This is a genomic window from Mycobacterium sp. 5-140-3-2 (assembly GCF_035666375.1).
In the GTDB taxonomy this organism is placed as follows: Bacteria; Actinomycetota; Actinomycetes; order Mycobacteriales; family Mycobacteriaceae; genus Mycobacterium; species Mycobacterium intracellulare.
On the sequence record NZ_CP142025.1, the window covers coordinates 175,940 to 193,163 of the forward strand.

Annotated in this window: 20 protein-coding genes and 1 pseudogene; 5 read left to right on the plus strand and 16 right to left on the minus strand. The window is 69.7% G+C overall.

Annotated features, from left to right (window positions below; genetic code table 11):
* Positions 1-64: 64 nt before the first annotated feature.
* Both dinB and P6281_RS00890 read right to left on the minus strand, forming a co-directional pair.
* The gene (gene dinB / locus P6281_RS00885; RefSeq protein ID WP_008262934.1) at positions 65-1,279 is read right to left on the minus strand and encodes a DNA polymerase IV; all 1,215 of its coding nucleotides are present in this window, start codon (positions 1,277-1,279) and stop codon (positions 65-67) included.
* Between the two features lie 30 nt (positions 1,280-1,309).
* Positions 1,310-1,948: a TetR/AcrR family transcriptional regulator gene (locus P6281_RS00890; protein WP_008262935.1), complete on the minus strand. Its 639-nt coding sequence runs from the start codon at positions 1,946-1,948 to the stop codon at positions 1,310-1,312.
* A 76-nt stretch (positions 1,949-2,024) separates the two neighbouring features.
* Here P6281_RS00890 and P6281_RS00895 point away from each other — a divergent pair, with 76 nt between their 5' ends.
* Positions 2,025-3,494 carry a flavin-containing monooxygenase gene (locus tag P6281_RS00895; RefSeq protein WP_009955494.1) on the plus strand — a complete coding sequence of 490 codons (1,470 nt, stop codon included), beginning with the start codon at positions 2,025-2,027 and terminating at the stop codon, positions 3,492-3,494.
* On the opposite strand, the gene rraA is transcribed toward P6281_RS00895, so the two are convergent.
* The 9 genes from rraA to P6281_RS00940 form a co-directional block, all read right to left on the minus strand.
* Positions 3,491-3,976: a ribonuclease E activity regulator RraA gene (gene rraA / locus P6281_RS00900; protein WP_014383627.1), complete on the minus strand. Its 486-nt coding sequence runs from the start codon at positions 3,974-3,976 to the stop codon at positions 3,491-3,493. The genes P6281_RS00895 and rraA overlap by 4 nt on opposite strands.
* A 25-nt stretch (positions 3,977-4,001) precedes the next feature.
* Complete coding sequence (locus P6281_RS00905) at positions 4,002-4,442, minus strand: Rv3852 family protein (RefSeq protein WP_014383628.1); 441 nt, start codon at positions 4,440-4,442, stop codon at positions 4,002-4,004.
* A gap of 88 nt (positions 4,443-4,530) precedes the next feature.
* On the minus strand, positions 4,531-5,034 hold the full coding sequence (locus P6281_RS00910) for a copper resistance CopC family protein (protein ID WP_014383629.1): 504 nt from the start codon (positions 5,032-5,034) through the stop codon (positions 4,531-4,533).
* Positions 5,031-5,699 (minus strand): YcnI family copper-binding membrane protein, encoded by a 669-nt coding sequence (locus P6281_RS00915; protein ID WP_009955499.1) that lies wholly within the window; start codon positions 5,697-5,699, stop codon positions 5,031-5,033. The genes P6281_RS00910 and P6281_RS00915 overlap by 4 nt, the downstream gene beginning before the upstream one ends.
* A gap of 28 nt (positions 5,700-5,727) precedes the next feature.
* Positions 5,728-6,384 (minus strand): DUF6474 family protein, encoded by a 657-nt coding sequence (locus P6281_RS00920; protein ID WP_014378840.1) that lies wholly within the window; start codon positions 6,382-6,384, stop codon positions 5,728-5,730.
* A gap of 120 nt (positions 6,385-6,504) precedes the next feature.
* Positions 6,505-6,903 (minus strand): secretion protein EspR, encoded by a 399-nt coding sequence (locus tag P6281_RS00925; protein WP_008262950.1) that lies wholly within the window; start codon positions 6,901-6,903, stop codon positions 6,505-6,507.
* Between the two features lie 583 nt (positions 6,904-7,486).
* Entirely contained in the window at positions 7,487-8,020 is a 534-nt protein-coding gene (locus tag P6281_RS00930; protein ID WP_008262953.1) for a hypothetical protein, read from the minus strand.
* Between the two features lie 196 nt (positions 8,021-8,216).
* Positions 8,217-8,840 (minus strand): superoxide dismutase, encoded by a 624-nt coding sequence (locus tag P6281_RS00935; protein WP_007771867.1) that lies wholly within the window; start codon positions 8,838-8,840, stop codon positions 8,217-8,219.
* 145 nt (positions 8,841-8,985) lie between these two features.
* A complete protein-coding gene (locus tag P6281_RS00940) occupies positions 8,986-9,141 on the minus strand; it encodes a hypothetical protein (RefSeq protein ID WP_008262955.1) in 156 nt (51 codons plus the stop codon).
* Between the two features lie 466 nt (positions 9,142-9,607).
* Between P6281_RS00940 and P6281_RS00945 the strand changes: the two genes are divergently transcribed.
* Both P6281_RS00945 and P6281_RS00950 read left to right on the plus strand, forming a co-directional pair.
* A complete protein-coding gene (locus P6281_RS00945) occupies positions 9,608-10,648 on the plus strand; it encodes a DUF4328 domain-containing protein (RefSeq protein ID WP_042909830.1) in 1,041 nt (346 codons plus the stop codon).
* 4 nt (positions 10,649-10,652) lie between these two features.
* Positions 10,653-11,477 carry a glycerophosphodiester phosphodiesterase gene (locus tag P6281_RS00950; protein ID WP_008262958.1) on the plus strand — a complete coding sequence of 275 codons (825 nt, stop codon included), beginning with the start codon at positions 10,653-10,655 and terminating at the stop codon, positions 11,475-11,477.
* A gap of 9 nt (positions 11,478-11,486) precedes the next feature.
* Here P6281_RS00950 and P6281_RS00955 read toward each other — a convergent pair whose 3' ends face one another.
* Both P6281_RS00955 and P6281_RS00960 read right to left on the minus strand, forming a co-directional pair.
* On the minus strand, positions 11,487-12,671 hold the full coding sequence (locus P6281_RS00955; RefSeq protein WP_036429748.1) for an LCP family protein: 1,185 nt from the start codon (positions 12,669-12,671) through the stop codon (positions 11,487-11,489).
* Positions 12,672-12,715: 44 nt separating this feature from the next.
* A complete protein-coding gene (locus P6281_RS00960) occupies positions 12,716-13,504 on the minus strand; it encodes a DUF2470 domain-containing protein (protein ID WP_008262966.1) in 789 nt (262 codons plus the stop codon).
* A 90-nt stretch (positions 13,505-13,594) separates the two neighbouring features.
* Between P6281_RS00960 and pheA the strand changes: the two genes are divergently transcribed.
* Positions 13,595-14,545: a prephenate dehydratase gene (gene pheA, locus P6281_RS00965; protein ID WP_009956965.1), complete on the plus strand. Its 951-nt coding sequence runs from the start codon at positions 13,595-13,597 to the stop codon at positions 14,543-14,545.
* On the plus strand, positions 14,542-15,228 hold the full coding sequence (locus P6281_RS00970) for a histidine phosphatase family protein (protein ID WP_008262970.1): 687 nt from the start codon (positions 14,542-14,544) through the stop codon (positions 15,226-15,228). Before pheA ends, P6281_RS00970 begins: the two co-directional genes overlap by 4 nt.
* Positions 15,229-15,236: 8 nt before the next feature.
* Here P6281_RS00970 and P6281_RS00975 read toward each other — a convergent pair whose 3' ends face one another.
* From P6281_RS00975 to P6281_RS00985, 3 genes and pseudogenes are all read right to left on the minus strand, one after another.
* Positions 15,237-15,428, minus strand: coding sequence for a hypothetical protein (locus P6281_RS00975; RefSeq protein WP_008262971.1), 192 nt, complete (start codon positions 15,426-15,428; stop codon positions 15,237-15,239).
* Positions 15,425-15,827: pseudogene (locus P6281_RS00980) on the minus strand (metallopeptidase family protein). The gene P6281_RS00975 and the pseudogene P6281_RS00980 overlap by 4 nt, the downstream one beginning before the upstream one ends.
* Positions 15,828-15,831: 4 nt before the next feature.
* Positions 15,832-17,205, minus strand: coding sequence for a septum formation family protein (locus P6281_RS00985; protein ID WP_008262974.1), 1,374 nt, complete (start codon positions 17,203-17,205; stop codon positions 15,832-15,834).
* Positions 17,206-17,224 lie beyond the last annotated feature (19 nt).

Below are 17,224 nucleotides of genomic sequence, written 5' to 3' on the forward strand. Positions count from 1 at the left end.
CAAATCATCGAAAAGGCATGTGGCAAAGAGTAATTGAATAATTAGTGAAAACACCGACGACCCGTCAGTCGGGCAGGTGCGGCATCTCGAAGCCCGGATCGCGCCCCAATAGCACCGCGGGCGTGAGCGCCGACTTGCCATAGCGCCGGCGCACCCGGTCGATGGCGGCGTCGATGTCGTCGCCGGCAGCGCGCCGGCGCGATTCGCCGAACGGCAGCATCAGCTGCTGGGCGCCGCTGCGGTCGATGCCCGATACCGCGAACCCGACCAGCGTCAGGCCGCGCTGCGCGATCAGCCGCGCCGCGCCCGCGACCAGGCGCCGCGCGGCGGCCAGGATGGGCGCCGTGGCCGACGTGGCCCACGGCAGGGTGTGCGAGCGCGTGGCCCTGGAGAAGTCGTCGAAGCGCAGCCGCAGCACCACCGTGCGGCCCGTCCGCCCGGCGGCGCGCATGCGGCCGGTGATGCGGTCGATCAAGTTCACCACCACGGCGTCGATCTCGTTAGGCGACATGGCATTGCCAGAGCGGCCCAGCGCTCGCTGCGCCCCGACGGAGCGGCGACCAACGCCGGCGGTGACCCGCCGGCGGTCGATGTTGCGCGACAGCGCATAGAGCTGACGACCCATCGCGCCACCGACCATCGAGCCCAGCGCCGACTCGCTGAGCTCGGCGACGTCGGCCACGGTGACGATGCCGTGTGCATGCAGCTTCTCGGCGGTCACCGCGCCCACGCCCCACAGCCGGCGCACCGGCAGCGGCCGCAAAAACGTCAACTCCTGATCGGGGGGCACCAGCAGCAGCCCGTCGGGCTTGGCCTCCTGGCTGGCGACCTTGGCAAGGAACTTGGTCCGGGCGATCCCGACGGTGATCGGCAGCCCGACCCGCTCGCGCACGTCGGCGCGCAACCGCTCGGCGATCGCCACCGGCGTGCCGCTGACCCGGCGCAGCCCACCGACGTCGAGGAAGGCCTCGTCGACCGACAGCGCTTCCACGATCGGGGTGCAATCACGGAACACCTCGAAGACGGCGTCGCTGGCGCGGCTGTAGGCGCTCATCCGCGGCGGCACCACCACGGCGGCCGGGCACAACCGCCGCGCCTGCGCCCCGCCCATGGCCGTGCGCACGCCGTAGGCCTTGGCCTCGTAGCTCGCGGCCAGCACCACGCCGCCGCCGACGATCACCGGGCGCCCGCGCAGGGCCGGGTCATCGCGCTGTTCGACGGACGCGTAGAAGGAGTCCAGGTCCGCGTGCAGAATGGACGGGTCACACCGCACGAACATATGTTCGCACGGGGCGCCGACAAACCCGTTTCAGCAGGCCTCGCCGTACACGCTGCTGACCCAGATGTGCACCAGCGTGTCGAGCAGTTGCTCGCTGGGCACCGACGGTCGCCCGCCGGCGAACGCACTGAGCATGACCTTTTCGTTGAGCAGGTTCAGTGCCGCGGACAGGTTGCGCGCCGGCAGTGTCACCGGCGCGGCGCCGCGCGCGCGCTCGGCTTCGATCACGGTGGTGATGTGGTCGACCCATTTCTGCATGAAGCGTGACCACAGCCCGCCGACGTCTTTGTTGGTGCGCGCGGCATCGGCGGCCAGCGACACCGCGCGATGCGTGCCGAAGGTCTCGACAAACACGTTGATCCCGATGCGCCACAACGCTTTCAGGTCGGCGGGCGGGCTGGCGACCAGCGACTCCAGCGCGGAGTCTGCCTCCATGATCACCCGCTCGAACAGGGTGAACAGCACCGCGTCCTTGGACGGGAAATAGAAGTAGAACGTCGGCCGGGACAGCCCGGCCCCCTTGGCGAGGTCGTCGACGGAGATGTCGGCGAGCGGGCGTTCCTGCAGCAACCGTTCGGCGGTGGTCAAAATGGCCAGTTCGCGGTCGTCGCCGGACGGGCGCGCCGAGCGCCTGCCCCGGTGGGTGCGGGCGGAACCGACGGTAGTCACGGCCGCTACTTTACACGGCGTCGAGATTTTCGACACGGTGTTGACCGATTCAACACCGTGTTGATAGCGTGGCCGTATGACTGAGCACCTTGACGTCCTCATCGTGGGCGCCGGCATCTCCGGTGTGAGCGCGGCCTGGCACCTGCAGGAACGCTGCCCGACCAAGAGCTACGCCATCCTCGAGCGCCGCGCCGACCTCGGCGGCACCTGGGACCTCTTCAAGTACCCGGGCATCCGATCGGACTCGGACATGTTCACCCTCGGCTTCCGGTTCAAGCCCTGGCGTTCGGCGAAGTCGATCGCCGACGGCGCGTCGATCAAGGCCTACATCAGGGAGGCCGCGGTCGAGAACCGGATCGAGCCGCACATCCGCTACAACCACCGGGTGGTGGCCGCCGACTGGTCCGACGTCGACAACCGCTGGACGCTGACGGTCGAGAACGACGGCCGCACCAGCGAGATGACCTGTTCGTTCCTGTTCGCCTGCACCGGTTACTACAACTACGACGAGGGGTTCTCGCCCACCTTCGAAGGCTCCGACGACTTCGGGGGCACCATCGTGCATCCGCAGCACTGGCCGGAGGACCTGGACTACGCGGGCAAGCGGATCGTCGTCATCGGATCCGGCGCGACCGCGATCACCCTGATCCCCGCCCTGGTGAACTCCGGTGCCGGTCACGTCACGATGCTGCAGCGCTCGCCGACTTACATCGGGTCGCTGCCCGGCGTCGACCCCTTCGCCGAGAAGGCCAACCGGCTGCTGCCCGAGCGCCTCGCGCACATGGCCAACCGCTGGAAAGCCATCGCGTTCAGCACTTTCCAGTACCAGCTGTCCCGCAAGGCCCCGGCCTACATGCGCAAGACGTTGATGACCATGGCGCAGCGACGGCTGCCGCAGGGCTACGACGTCGAGAAGCACTTCGGGCCGCGCTATAACGTCTGGGACGAGCGGCTGTGCCTGGCGCCGGACGGCGACTTCTTCCGGACCATCCGGCACGGCAAGGCCGACGTCGTCACCGACACGATCGACCGGTTCACCAAGACCGGCATCAAGCTCACCTCGGGTGAGGAGTTGGCGGCCGACATCATCATCACCGCAACGGGATTGAACATGCAGTTGCTGGGCGGGGTGAAGCCGACCCGCAACGGCGAGGACATCGACCTGACCTCGCTGATGACCTACAAGGGCCTGATGTTCTCCGGCGTGCCGAACTTCGCCATCACCTTCGGCTACACCAACGCGTCCTGGACGCTGAAGGCCGACCTGGTCTCCGAATTCGTCTGCCGACTGCTGAACTACATGGACGCCAAGGGTTTTGACTTCGTGGAGCCGCAGCATCCGGGCAACGACGTGGACGAGCTGCCGTTCATGGACTTCACTCCCGGCTACTTCCGGCGGTCGATGCACCTGCTGCCCAAGTCGGGATCGCGGGCGCCGTGGCGGCTCAAGCAGAACTACTTCTTCGACATGCGCACGATCCGGCGCGGCAAGGTCGACGACGAGGGCTTGAAGTTCGCGAAAAAGCCTGCGCCGGTAGCGGTTTAGGAGTCTGTGGCGACGACGACGATCCCGTCGTCGTCGCTGTAGGCGATCTCGCCGGGCACGAACGTCACACCGCCCAGGGTGATTTCGACATCGCGTTCGCCGGCGCCGGTCTTGGTGCTCTTGCGCGGATTGGTGCCCAGCGCCTTGATGCCGATGTCCATGCCCCGCAACGCGGCGGAGTCCCGCACCGCGCCGTTGATGATGAGCCCGGCCCAGCCGTTGGACCGCGCGAGCTCGGCGATGACGTCGCCCACCAGCGCGGTGTGCAGCGAGCCGGCGCCGTCGATCACCAATATCCCGCCGTCACCGGGCTCCGAGAGCACCGACTTCAGCAGCGCGTTGTCCTGAAAGCAGCGCACGGTACTGATCGGGCCGGCGAACTCGGCGCGCCCGCCGAGCTGGCGGAATTGGGTGTCGCAGCTGCGCACGTCGGGGCCGATGCTGTCGACCAGGTCGGCGGTCGGCCGGAATGGCACCGTCACTTCTGACATGTAAACGCCCGCGCCCTCAGCGACGGCGCAGCTGGCGGATGAGCAGGATGGCCAGCAGGCTGACGGCCACGGCGACGATCAGCGGCACCGGGGATTGGCCCACCGCGGGGCCCGGGACGGCGGGAGAGACCGGGTTGTTGGCGGCTTCCACGGTGGACTTCGCCTGTGCGGCAGCGTCTTTGGCGGCGGCCGTGAGGTCGCCATTGGTTTCGGCCCGCTGCTGCACGCCGGCCGGCGGCTCGGGCGGCCGCGGGGGTGCGGGTTCGGCGTTCTTGGCCGGCGCCTTCTTCGCGGGCGCTTTCTTGGCGGGCGCCTTTTTGGCGGGCGCCTTTTTCGCAGGTGCCTTCTTGGCGGGCGCCTTCGCGGTCTTTTTCGCCGCCTTGGCGGGCGGTTTCTTCTCCGGCGGAGTGCCGGCGCCGTCGGGCGCGCTGTTGGTGGGGTCCTGCGGGTCTGCCATGCGGCCGCTCCTTGAGCTTCCTCTGTCGTCGTTTCCCTAGCTCAGGGATCTCGACCCCATCATGCCAGCACGCGTGACGGCGCCTCGATCACCGCCTGTGCCGCACCGCCCACCAGGCGCCGCCGGCGACGAGCGCCAACGCGGCCGCCACGAACGGCCAGACGGGGACGTCACCGCCGCCGCCCCCGCCGCCGGCAACCGGCGGCCCGGGCGTGCCGGTGCCGGACACCGTGAGCTGGAACGACCAGGACCCGGACACCACGTGGCCGTCCGCGGAGGTCACCCGGTAGTTCACCGTGTACGTGCCGGACGGTCCCAGTCGACGCAGGGCGATGCTGACCATCGCGCCGGCCACGGTGGGCTCGCCGGCGGACCACACGTTGCCGTCCGGGCCGACCACCGTCATCGCGGCGAACGTGGTCTGCAACTGCTCGTTGAAGGTCGCGCTGACCCGCTGCGGGCCGGAGGCCAGCACCGCGTTGGCCGCGGGGTCGGTGGCGATCCGCGTGGCGTGCGCCGACGACACCGGCGCGGTGAGCGTGGCCATCGCGAACATGGCGCTCACGCACGCGCCGAACGCCAGCCGTTTCACGGGCGGCGGCGGATCAACGCGATCGCGACGCCCAGCGCGGCGACCACCAGAGCGGCGCCGCCCAACAATCGCGCGGTGTTGTCGGCCGCGTGGGGCCGCGCCGGTTCGGTCGCTTGGTCGGGCGTCCCATGGTGGTGGTGTGACCCCGCCGGCCCGGTGGCAAGGGTGAGCATGGGCGCCGGGTGTTCGGGCTCGCCGCCGTCGGGCAGCGGCGCCTGATCCCACTTCACGACGGTCCCGTCGGCGTAGGACTGCGTGGCCGGGAAGCTGACGGTGTCGGTGTCGGGCAACTTCACGGACAACCGGAACAGCGCGAATTGGTCAGCGGCGATCCCCCCGCCGGGGGCGGCCGTCCATGTCACCGAGCGGACGGCACCGGACGCCGCGTCGCGGTCGAGCCTGGCCGTCCAGCCCGGCATGCTTTCGGTGCGCGCCGAGGCGACGCCGGGCAGGGCGACGGTCAAGGCGGTGGTGGCGGCCCCGACGTTCGATTCGTTGGGCACCTGGAAGGTGACCAGGGCCATGGCGCCGCGCACCGGATTGTCGCTGCTGGCGTGGACGTGCGCCGACGCCGTCGGCGACTGCAGCGCCGACCCGAGGGCCAGGACGACGACCGCGCCGGCCGCGAACAGGATGCGCGGGATCCACCTGCCGTGGATTGACATGGGAGGAGATTGCCTTTCGTGGGGTCGGTCAGCTCAACCCGAGGCGGGCCATCAGATCGGCCTCGATGCCTTCGAGCTGCGACGAGATCGCGGCGTGGGCGGCCCGGCGACGCGCGGCGGGCAGATTCTCCGCGGCGGTGACGGCCGCCGACAGATCGGTGAGCCGCTCGGTGATGGCGACCACGAACGCCTTCGTCTCGGCGTCCTTGGGCTTCTTGTCCTGCACCGACCGCAACGACCTCTCGGCCCCCGCGATGCGGGCCGACAGCTGGGCGCCGGGGCCGGAGAACTGGCCGATCTGAGCCAGCGGGATTCCGAGCCGGTCCGCGCGGCGCTGATCGATCAGCGCGCGCGCCGAGACGGCCAACCGGTAGATCACCGGGGTGAGGATCGGTGCGAGCAGCCGCGAGACCGTCAGCACGCGGCGGATCCGGGTCGGGGAGAAGATCTTGCCCTCCCGCGCCGCCTTGAGTTGGGCCTCAGCGACTTTGAGCGCGTTGCGGTCACTGTCGCGCTGCGCCTTGATCTGGGCCCTGAGCGCCTTGTTCTCCGCCCGTTGGGCGGACTTGGCGCGCCGCACCTCGTTTTTCGCGGCCAGCTTGGCCTCGAGCTTCGCGCGGGCCTTGATGGCGCGGGCTTCAGCGCGACGCGTCGCGCGGCTCTTTCGCTTGCCGAACAGGGCCATTCCCGGCCGCCTCCCGGTATCTCGCTGGCAATCGTCGTCTAACGCTCTCGCGTTCGCGATCCGTTTGCCAACCCTAATCGGAATGGGCGGGCGCCAGCCCCCCAGGGCTGGCCGAGGCCGCTAGGCGTCCAGGTGCTCCGCGCGGCGCAGCTCGTTGACGCGCTCCATGACCTCGCGCTGGGCCTCGGGGGAGAGCTCGGCCGTGCGCATCGCGATGCGGCGCACGTTGTCGTCGCGCGCCGTGGCCAGCCACGACAATTCCTTGTCGAGCTTCTCGTAGTACTCGTCGTCGGTGAAGTAAGCCGGCTTGATGCGGAAGAAGTTGGCCAGGGCGGCCATCGTCGCCGAGGACGGGTTGGTGCGGTTGCCGGAACGCAACTGCGACAAGTAGGGAGCCGACATCGTTATGCCCTCCGCCTTGAGCGCCGCGATCACTTCCGCGGAGGTGTGCGCACCGCGTCCAGGCGGATACACCGTGTCGAACAGGCGGTTCAGGCGAGCAGCGAACGTCGTGCTCATTGATATGACCTCCACTGGGCTGTAGAAGCGAACTATTACCTAGGTGTATTTGCTGATCATGGTAGCGAGGCTTGGTAAGGGTAACCAGGTGCAAACCCCGAAGGATTCCCGAGCGGCACAGCCGACGCCCACCAACTCCCCACTTGACGAGCGTCTAACTGATTCGCTGAGGTGTCCACAAAATCCATGGAACTCACAGGTTATCCGCAGAATCGGACACCCGTCCCGAAGTGGCGGGCCGGGCGCCTCGTGGGGGCCGTTGCGAGGGCCCGCGCCGTGCTGGGCGATTGCACCGCAACGGACCGGCAAGCTGGCCCGATCCGGTACGCCATTTGCTGCCGGGCCCGAAACCTGGCCATCGAGGGCGCGCCGCAACCCGCCGGCCGCATGGTGGACACCGATGGTCGAGGGGCCGTTAACTTAGTGGGCGCCGTCGGGGTCGCGCTCATCCACGACCGGTCCACCGCTGACCGCCGCCCGACGTGACGGTCGCCAGAGCGGTCCGGTCGCGTGATCCCCGCGGGCGCGAAGCGCCTCCTCGCGGCCGGGAAGGCGAATCGCCATTCGCGCCGCCGTGTTCTCGCTAGGCGGCGAGCAGCATCGCCAAAATCGCCGTGTCGGGATGGCTGATCGGATCGACACCGACCCGGCTCACCATCGACGTGATGGTGCCGTCGGCTTCTGCCTCCACCCAGGCCGCCCGGTGTTCCAGGCCGAGATAGGGCAACCCGGGCAGCAAGACGCATCCCGATGCCGCCCCCGTGCATTCGGGCAGCGACGGCGTGGTTTCCGACGGCGGATGCAGCATGAGTAGCGCGGGGGGCTGATGGTCGGCGAAATAGCCTGGCTGGATTGCCGATTCACCAAAGACCGTGCCCTCGGCCAGCACCAGGCCGACCGTGTCCGGTTCGGGTTCGTCGGGCAGTTCTTCGCGGGCGCCGAACACCGTTGTGGTGGAGAGCAACCCGGGCAACGACGCGATCCGGACCGCGACCATGAGCAGCTGGGCCCATTCTTTCGTCGAATCGGGCCAACGGCCAGAGATCAGGAACCCCTTCAGGGACCCACGAGAATGGAACGGGGAGACCCCGATCGGTCGATCCGACCCAGTTTCCATCTCCGACCTCCGCGCGACGCCTCCGTTGGGAATAACCACACTGGTAGTCCGAATAATTAAGAATGCCTGCGGATTAGGCGCCGTGCAACACGACACGGTCAGCGTCGCGGATCTTCAGATCGACCCGCTGCGGGGCCACACAAACGACTGGGGCGCCGCGCAATCCGCGCGACGCCCCCGCCGATCGAAATAAAAGTCAGCCGAAAATCAGGCCCTGGGTTTTCGAGGTCGCCGCGGCGTAACGCTTCTGCACGTCGGCCCAGTTGACGACGTTCCAGAACGCCTTGACGTAGTCCGCCTTGACGTTCTTGTACTGCAGGTAGAAAGCGTGCTCCCACATGTCGACCTGCAGCAGCGGAATGATGCCCAGCGGCACGTTGGCCTGCTGGTCGTAGAGCTGGAAGGTCAGCAGCCGGTTGCCGAGGGTGTCGTAGCCCAGCACCGCCCAGCCCGACCCCTGCAGGCCGTTGGCGGCCGCGCTGAACTGCGCGCGGAACCGGTCGAAGGATCCGAAGGCGTCGTCGATCGCGGCGGCCAATTCGCCGGTCGGCTTGTCGCCGCCGTCCGGCGACAGGTTCTTCCACCAGATGGAGTGGTTGACGTGGCCGCCCAGGTGAAAGGCCAGGTTCTTTTCGTTCAGGAAGATCGCAGCGTGATCTTCGTTGGCACGGGCCTCTTCGAGCTTGGACAGAGCGTCGTTCACGCCTTTGACGTAGGTGGCGTGGTGCTTACTGTGGTGGATCTCGTTGATCTGACCTGAGATGTGCGGTTCCAACGCTGCGTAGTCCCAGTCCAAGTCGGGCAGGGTGTATTCAGCCACGGCGTTCCTTTCTTCGATTATCGTCTTGACGCTCAGTCACGGGGCGCCTTGCGGCGGCCGACCGTTATCAACCCTGCTCCATGAGCGCGCGCACCGCAAGAATGACCCCTCTGAGCCGCAGGGCGGATACCCGCTCGGGGTCAGTTCAGAACAAGACGATGACCGCGAGCACGGCCAGTAAGGCCAGTGCGATCAGTCCGGCGCGCAGCGCCGCGATGGTGTAGCTGTGATTCCACGCGGGCGAGCCGCAATACGACTTCGACGCGGCCGGTGAACCCGGACCGAACGAATGCGTGGCCATCAATCGCCTTCCACCCCCCGGTTCACCTCACGGTGAGTGAGGTGAGTCACAAACACTTACGAGAACGCGATCATAGCGCTTTGCGGCGAAGTTGAAAAAATAGCGCCCTGAGCTGCGGGTTAGCGAGGACCGGGACGTGGGTGGTTACAAGACGTCGGGACGGGAGCCGGGGCGGCGCGGGCGCCGCCGCGCCGATGCTTAGTGGGGCAATCCATTTCGCTCACACGGGCGGCTTGGACTGTTTAAGACATGCGTGCAACACCGCGATGTTATCCACAGTTACACCACAGTTCGGCGCCAGAGGCAGTAGCGATGGTTCTCTATACCCCGGGGGCCTATGTGGATAAACCTGTGGAAACTGTGGATAGTCCGCGGCGGCCGATTACGTTGCCCATGCCCCCTCGAGCGCCGCTCCTCAGCGCCCCGCGTTCCGCTGCGCGCATCGTCGCGGCGCTAGTCTGGTCCGGTGATCCAGGTGTGCTCCCAGTGCGGCACCCGCTGGAACGTGCGCGACCGGCAACGCGAGTGGTGTCCCCGCTGCCGCGGCGCCCTCATGGCGCCCCAGTCGCCGCCCGCCGACCCGCGGTGGGCCTCCGCGGGCGCCCCGCCCCCGGCCGGACCCCAGCGGTCTCCGGGGTGGCAGCGCACCCCGCCACGGCTGCCGCCCGGCTATCGCTGGATCGCGGTGCGTCCCGGCGCCGCGCCGCCGGCCCGACACGCCCGGCGCCCCCTCGGGCCCACGCCGCGCTACACGGTGATACCGCGTTGGAGTTTGGCGGACCGCGTCGAGCAGGCGCCCGCCACCGGCGCAGCGCCCGCGGCGGCGGGGCCGACGGGGCAGGTCATCCGCACCACCTCATTCGTGAGCGTGCTGGTCCTCAGCATCGCCGCCCTGGTTTACGTCGTCCGCTATGTGCTGCTGGTCATCAACCGGAACACCCTGCTGAATTCGTGGGTGGCCCTCGCGGCCGACTGGCTGGGCGTGCTCGCCAGCGTGGGCGCGGGCGCGGCGGTGATCGCGTCGGGCGTGCTCCTGATCCGTTGGCTGATCGCGCGGCGCGCCGCCGCGTTCGCCCATCACGGGCTGCCGGAGCCGCGCTCGCCGCGGGCACTGTGGGCCGGCTGCGTCGTGCCGCTGGCCAATCTCTTGTGGGCCCCGGTCTACGTGATCGAGCTGGCGATGCTCGAAGACCATTGGGCGCGGCTACGCGGACCCGTCCTGCAGTGGTGGATCGCGTGGGTCTGCAGCTACGCCGTCTCCATCGCTGCCATCGTGACCAGCTTCGCCACCGACGCGCAGGGCATCGCCAACAACACCGTCCTGATGGTCGTCGCCTACCTGCTCGCGGCCGCCACCCTGGCGGCCGCGACCCGCATTTTCGAGGGCTTCCATCGCAAACCCGTCGCGCGTCCCGCGCACCGCTGGGTCATGGTTCCCGACGACGGCGCCCCCACACCGGCTTCGGCCGGCCCAGTTGAGTTAGAGGGGCAGGAACCGGCAGCATAGGGATATGACGTGGGCCGACGAGGTGCTCGCCGGGCATCCGTATGTCGTCGCCCACCGCGGTGCTTCGGCGGCGCGTCCCGAACACACGCTGGCCGCCTACGATCTCGCGCTCAAAGAGGGCGCCGACGGCGTCGAATGTGATGTGCGGTTGACCCGCGACGGCCATCTCGTGTGCGTGCACGACCGCCGGCTGGACCGCACCTCGACCGGAGCCGGCCTGGTCAGCACGATGACGCTGGCGCAGCTGCGCGAGCTCGAGTACGGCGCGTGGCACGACAGCTGGCGCGAGGACGGCACGCACGGCGACACCAGTCTGCTGACCCTGGACGCGCTGGTTTCGCTGGTGCTGGATTGGCATCGGCCGGTGAAGCTCTTCATCGAAACCAAGCACCCCGTCCGGTACGGCTCGCTGGTGGAGACCAAGCTCCTGGCGTTGCTGCACCGTTTCGGCATCGCCGCGCCCGCCTCGGCCGATCGGTCCCGCGCCGTGGTGATGTCGTTCTCGGCGTCCGCGATCTGGCGGATCCGGCGGGCGGCGCCGCTGCTGCCCACCGTGCTGCTGGGCAAAACGGCGCGCTACCTGACCAGCGGCGCGCCCACCGCCGTCGGCGCCACCGCCGTCGGGCCCTCGCTGCTGACGTTGAAGGAATATCCCCAACTGGCGGACCGCGCCATCGCCCAGGGCAGGGCGGTCTACTGCTGGAACGTCGACGAGTACGACGACATCGACTTCTGCCGCGACGTCGGCGTGGCGTGGCTGGCCACCCACCACCCGGGCCGCACCAAGGCGTGGCTCCGCGGCAATCCCGCCGGCCAGGTCAGCATCTAGGTCGGTCCGCTACTGCTGGCCCTCCGCCGTGGTGGGCGGCAGCGGCGCGTCGGCGGCCAACGCGTCGAACAACCGGCCGGCCGCGTCGTGGTTCCACACCACCACCGCGCCGGCGTCACCGCTGGTGAACTCCCCGATCGGGACGGTCATGGTGGCGGTGGGCCCGTGCAACGCCCAGCCCAGCCGGGCCAGGTCCCAGGCGTGGTCGTCCTGGTCGACGGTCAGGGCGTCGGCGGCCGCGCGCGGGACCGAATACCAGCGCCGGGGATCGAGCCACACCGCCGGGCTGCCGGCGCGATGCAGCAGTTCGGCCACGAACTGACGCTGATTGACCATACGGTCCAGATCGGCCCGCGGGGTGTCGCGCGTCCGGACGTATCCGAGTGCCTGCCGGCCGTCGAGCCTCTGGCAGCCGGCCGGCAGGTCGATGCCGGCCAGCGGGTCATCGATCGGGGTCGTCGGGCACACCGTCACCCCGCCGAGCGCGTCGACCAGCGCGGCGAACCCGCCGAATCCGATCTCGGCATAGTGATCGATGCGCAATCCGGTCGCCTGTTCCAGGGTGCGGACCAGCAACCGCGCGCCACCCATCGAGAACGCCGCGTTGACCTTGTCCTTCCCGTGATCCGGGATCGGCACCAAAGAATCGCGGGGTATCGACACCAGCGCCGTCGGAACGCTGGACCCGACGCCCGGCACGTGAACCAGCAGGATCGTGTCGGTGCGGCCGTCCCCGATGTCGCCGCCGGTGGCCAAGTCCTGTTGCTGCGCGGCGCTCAGGCTCTGGCGGCTGTCCGAGCCAACGATGAGCCAGTTGGTGCCGCGGCCGGGCGCGGGGCGTTCGGGATAGTCGGCGAGCACCTGCTCGCGGTGCAGTTTGGTGTCGAACCACACGGCGCCGGCGACCAGGCCCGCGCCGATCAGCAGCACGGTCACGACCAAGAACGACACCATGGTTCGGATCCAGCGGCGCCGCTTGCGGGGCGCGCGTGGTCGGGGCGGGCGCGGTCGCTGCGCCGGGGCGACGGCCGCCGGAGCCGGTGGCGCCGGGCGGTGCAAGGGTTGGGTCTCCGCGGTCGGCGACGGCGGCGGGGCGCCCTCGCGGGGGATCACCTGCGGCGGCTCGGGGCGCGGCGGGACGGGCGGGCCAGGCCGTGCGGGCCGCCGACGCTGCGGTGCGCGGTCGCGGTTCACCTGGCTAACGTACGTGCCCGGCGGCGCACCGCGATCAGGACTGGCTAGCCGCGCGCCCGCAGCCCATTGATGAACGGGCACCCCATCAGCACCCGAATGGCCTGGCGCAGGCCGGTCATGTCGTCCACCGGTTTGTGGAACGGAAGCCGGACGTCGTGGTCCTGGTCGGTGCCCTCGACGCGGAACCGCACGCCGTAGCGGTCGAGCCCCAGCGGTCGCACGTGCCCGCGGCGCAGGGGAGCCGGCAGGCGGGACACCAACCGCGCCAGGACGTCGCCGTGGGCGGCGTCCAGGTGCCGCAGCAGGCTCGACTCGAGCGCGCAGAACGGGTCGGGCCGGGCGGCGAGAAGGTCGTCGACCGCCACCGGCTCCGCGCCGGTCGCGTCGGTGACCACAACCGAGGCGATCTCGAGCCGCAGCAGCGTGTATCGCTGCTCCTGCCCGCCGGGGGGCGCACACCTCGGCGTGTCGACGCCGAGCAACGCCGGATTCGGGCATTCGGCGGCGATCACGTCGAGCGTGGAGAGGATCTCCGCCGGGGGCACCTGCTGCAGGCGCCCGCGCACCCACACCAGCGAACGGACCGGTTCGCGCAGGGGAAGCGGCGCGTAATCGGTCAGCTCCAGCAGCGCTTGCGATCCCGCGATGGGCCGCCCGCGTTGCTGTTCGACGGGCAGCGCCAGCGCGAAGGAGCCGTCGTCCATCAGGTGGTGCACGGGCGTGGGGACCGGGTCGTCGTGCTCGATCGCCAGGAGCGCGCCGCCGGCGCGCACGCACGCGCTGCGGATCCGTTCGGCGGTGGTCGGGGCGTGGCAGCTCAGCGGTAATACCATTCTCATCCTTATGCTTAGGTAAGCCTAAGTTAACTTACGGGGGTTGGCGTCGCAAGGGTTTTCTGTGCGGCGCGCCGCTAGGGTTGGGACGTGGCCCGCATCGCTTACCTCGGTCCGGAAGGGACCTTCACCGAGGCGGCGCTGCGGCAGATCACGGCCGCCGGCATGGTTCCCGCCCCGCACTCCGACGGGGTGCAGTCGGTGCCGTTCGACAGCACCTCCGCGGCGTTGGCCGCGGTGCGCGACGGCGCCGCGGACTACGCGTGCGTCCCGATCGAGAACTCGATCGACGGTTCGGTGACGCCGACCCTGGACAGCTTGGCCATGGGCTCACCGCTGCAGGTCTTCGCCGAGACGACGCTGGACGTCGCGTTCAGCATCGTCGTCAAACGGGGATGCCGCGCCGCCGACGTGCGCACGTTGGCCGCCTTCGGGGTGGCCGCGGCACAGGTGCGGCAGTGGGTGGCCGCGAACCTGGCCGATGCCGAACTGCGGCCGGCGTACTCCAACGCCGACGCCGCCCAGCAGGTCGCCGAGGGGCGGGTCGACGCCGCGGTGACCTCGCCGCTGGCGGCCACCCACTGGGGCCTGGACACCCTGGCCGACGGCGTGGTCGACGAGCCCAACGCCCGCACCCGCTTCGTTTTGGTCGGACTGCCGGGCCGCCCGCCGGCCCGCACCGGAGCCGATCGGACCTCGGTGGTGCTGCGCATCGACAACGCGCCGGGCGCCCTGCTGGCGGCGCTCGCCGAGTTCGCCGTCCGCGGCATCGATCTGACCCGGATCGAATCCCGGCCGACCAGAACCGGACTCGGCACCTACCGGTTTTTCGCCGATTGCGTCGGACACATCGACGACGACGCCGTGGCCGAGGCACTCAAGGCGCTGCACCGTCGTTGTGCCGATGTGCGATATCTCGGATCTTGGCCCACCGGTTCGCCCGCCGGGGCCCTGCCGCCGTCCGCCGACGAGGCGTTGCGCTGGCTGGCGCGGGTCCGCGACGGAAAGCCCGAAGACCCTGCCGGGGGGTCGCAGCGGTGAGCGGTCGCTTGATCCTGGTGCGCCACGGCCAGTCCTACGGCAACGTCGAGCGCCGGCTCGACACCCGCCCGCCCGGGGCGGAGCTGACGCCCTTGGGCCGCGACCAGGCCCGGGCGTTCGCCCGCGGCTCGGGCCGCCCGGCGATGCTCGCGCACTCGGTCGCCACCCGGGCATCGCAGACCGCGGCGGTGATCGCGGACCAGCTCGCCATGTCGGCCATCGAGGTGCCCGGCATCCACGAGGTGCAGGTCGGCCGGCTCGAAGACCGCAACGACGACGAGGCGGTCGCGGAGTTCAACGCCATCTACGACCGCTGGCATCGCGGCGAGCTCGACGTGCCGCTGCCCGGCGGCGAGACCGGCAACGACGTGCTGGACCGCTACGTGCCGGTGCTCACCGACCTGCGCCTGCGCTACCTCGACAACCACGACTTCCACGGCGACATCGTGGTCGTCAGCCACGGCGCCGCGATCCGGCTGGCCGCCGCGGTCCTGGCCGGCGTGGAGGCCGACTTCGCGCTCGACAACCATCTCGAGAACGCCCAATCGGTGGCCCTGACCCCGATCACCGACGGCCGGTGGAGTTGCGTGCGCTGGGGGACGTTGACCCCGCCGTTTTATCCGGAGGCCGAGGCCACCCCGGTCGCGGACGCGGTGCGGTCAAGCACCGACCCGATGGGTTGAGACGTCGATCAGACGGCCAGCGCGATCACTTCGGTGCAGGCACAGCCCACGGCGTCGCAGTCGATGACGAAGGCGTGCGGCAACAGTTCCGGGCTGAAGCAGTCCGGCTCGGTGCACTCCGACCGGTGCAGCGCGTGGTGAATGATGGTGCCGTGACAGTGATCTAAGCCTGCCCGGCAGTCGCGGCAGTCAGTGCTCATAACGCGTTCATAGCACCCGCGGGGGACAAATCCGGGACGCCGCGCCAGTCAGGCCCAGCCCAGTTCGTGCAGCCGGTCGTCGTCGATGCCGAAGTGGTGCGCGATTTCGTGGATCACCGTGATGGCCACCTCCTCGACGACCTCGGCCTCGGACTCGCACACGTCCAGCAGCGCCTCGCGGTAGATGGTGATGGCGTCGGGCAGCGCGCCGGCGTAGTCGGAGTCGCGCTCGGTCAGCGCCACTCCTTCGTACAGCCCGAGCAGTTCGTCGTCCTCGGGATGGCGGTCCTCGACCAGCACGACGACGTTGTCCATCGCGGCGGCCAGCTCGGGCGGTATCAGATCGAGCGCGTCGGAGACCAGTTCGTCGAAGCGCCGCGGGTCCATCCGCACGGGCACCCGGCTAGCCCCCCGGTGGGGGCTCGGCGGGCGGGGCCGGCGGCGGCGGGGGCGCCTCGGGTGCCGGGTTCGCGGGCGGTGCGCCGTTGTCCGCCGGCGGGGGCGGTGCTTGCGGCGCGGGAGGCTGCTGCTGGGGGGCCTGCTGGGGTTGCGGTGGCTGCTGGGGCTGTGTCACCACGGGTTGCTGGCCGGGCAGGTGCTGATTGTTCGGCGGCATCTCCGGCGCCGTGGTGGACTGGTTGGACGGCGCCTGCGCCGGGACCTGCAGCGGAATCGGCGGCATGGTCAGGCGCTCTTCGGGGATGTCGGGCGGCGGCACCGGGGGCTGGCCGTTGATCAGCAGCTGACCCTTGGCGCTGTTCAGCAGGGTGGCCCAGCCCCCGTTGCCCAGCGTCGCGCCGATGCTGCAGGCCACCTCGCGGCTGCCGGCCGTCCAGCTCGCCAGCGGCACCGTGGGGTAGATCAGGGTCAGCGTGGTGGTGCGCAGCTTGACCGGCGCCAGGTAGGCGTCGGTCATCTTGGTGCACGAATCCTTGATGAAGCTGTCCTGGTCCGGCTCGGCGGGCAGGGCGTCGGGGAACCTCTCGGCCAGGTTGACCGTGCCGGTGACCTCCATCGCGTGCGGGGCCGTGCAGTCCACCGGCACATCGGTCGGCTGGTTGGTCGCCGGATCGATGCCCAGGCAGGTGCCGGCCGGCCAGATCTTGGACTGGTCGACGTCGGCGACCTTGCCCTTGAACGCCTGCTGCTGGTTGTTCGTGGCGGGCAGTTGCAGGCCGCACAGCATGCGGCGATCGCCGGACTGACGCCACGCGCGGTCGCCGGGCCACAGCAGGCTGACGGTGAACTTGCTGTTCGGATCGAACTTGAGTCCGAGGTAGTTACGGACGGACGCCTCGCACTGCTCCTGGGTGATCTGCTGGATGCGGGCGGGCGTCGGGGGCGCGGCGTTGGGGCCGTACTCCGAGCCCGGGAACGTCCGCATGTCAATGGATTCGGCCACTTCGAACTTGTGGTCGTCGCCGCAGTTGACGATCTTCGCCGACTCCGGCGTGGCGTCGGGCCACATCAGGCATTCGCCGCGAGAGGCGCGGTTGAGGGCGGCGTCGCTCTTGGCCCCGGTGCTGCGCACGGGGCTGCTGTCGAGGAGTCGCCCGGATTCGGTGCTGACCGGGATCGCGGTCACCAGCCCGGCGATCAAGAGGCCGCCGAGCGCGGTCAGCAGCAGCGCCCGCCGGGTGGCCCGGGCCTGCAGGCTGCGCGGCCACAAGAAGGCCGACGGCTGCTGTCCGGACGGCTCACCGGTCGAGGCGGCGGGCGTCTCGACGGCGGGGCCTTCCGAACGTTGCTTCTCGGGCGCTTGCGACATCGGGTCCATTCTGACAGGACGACCTGAG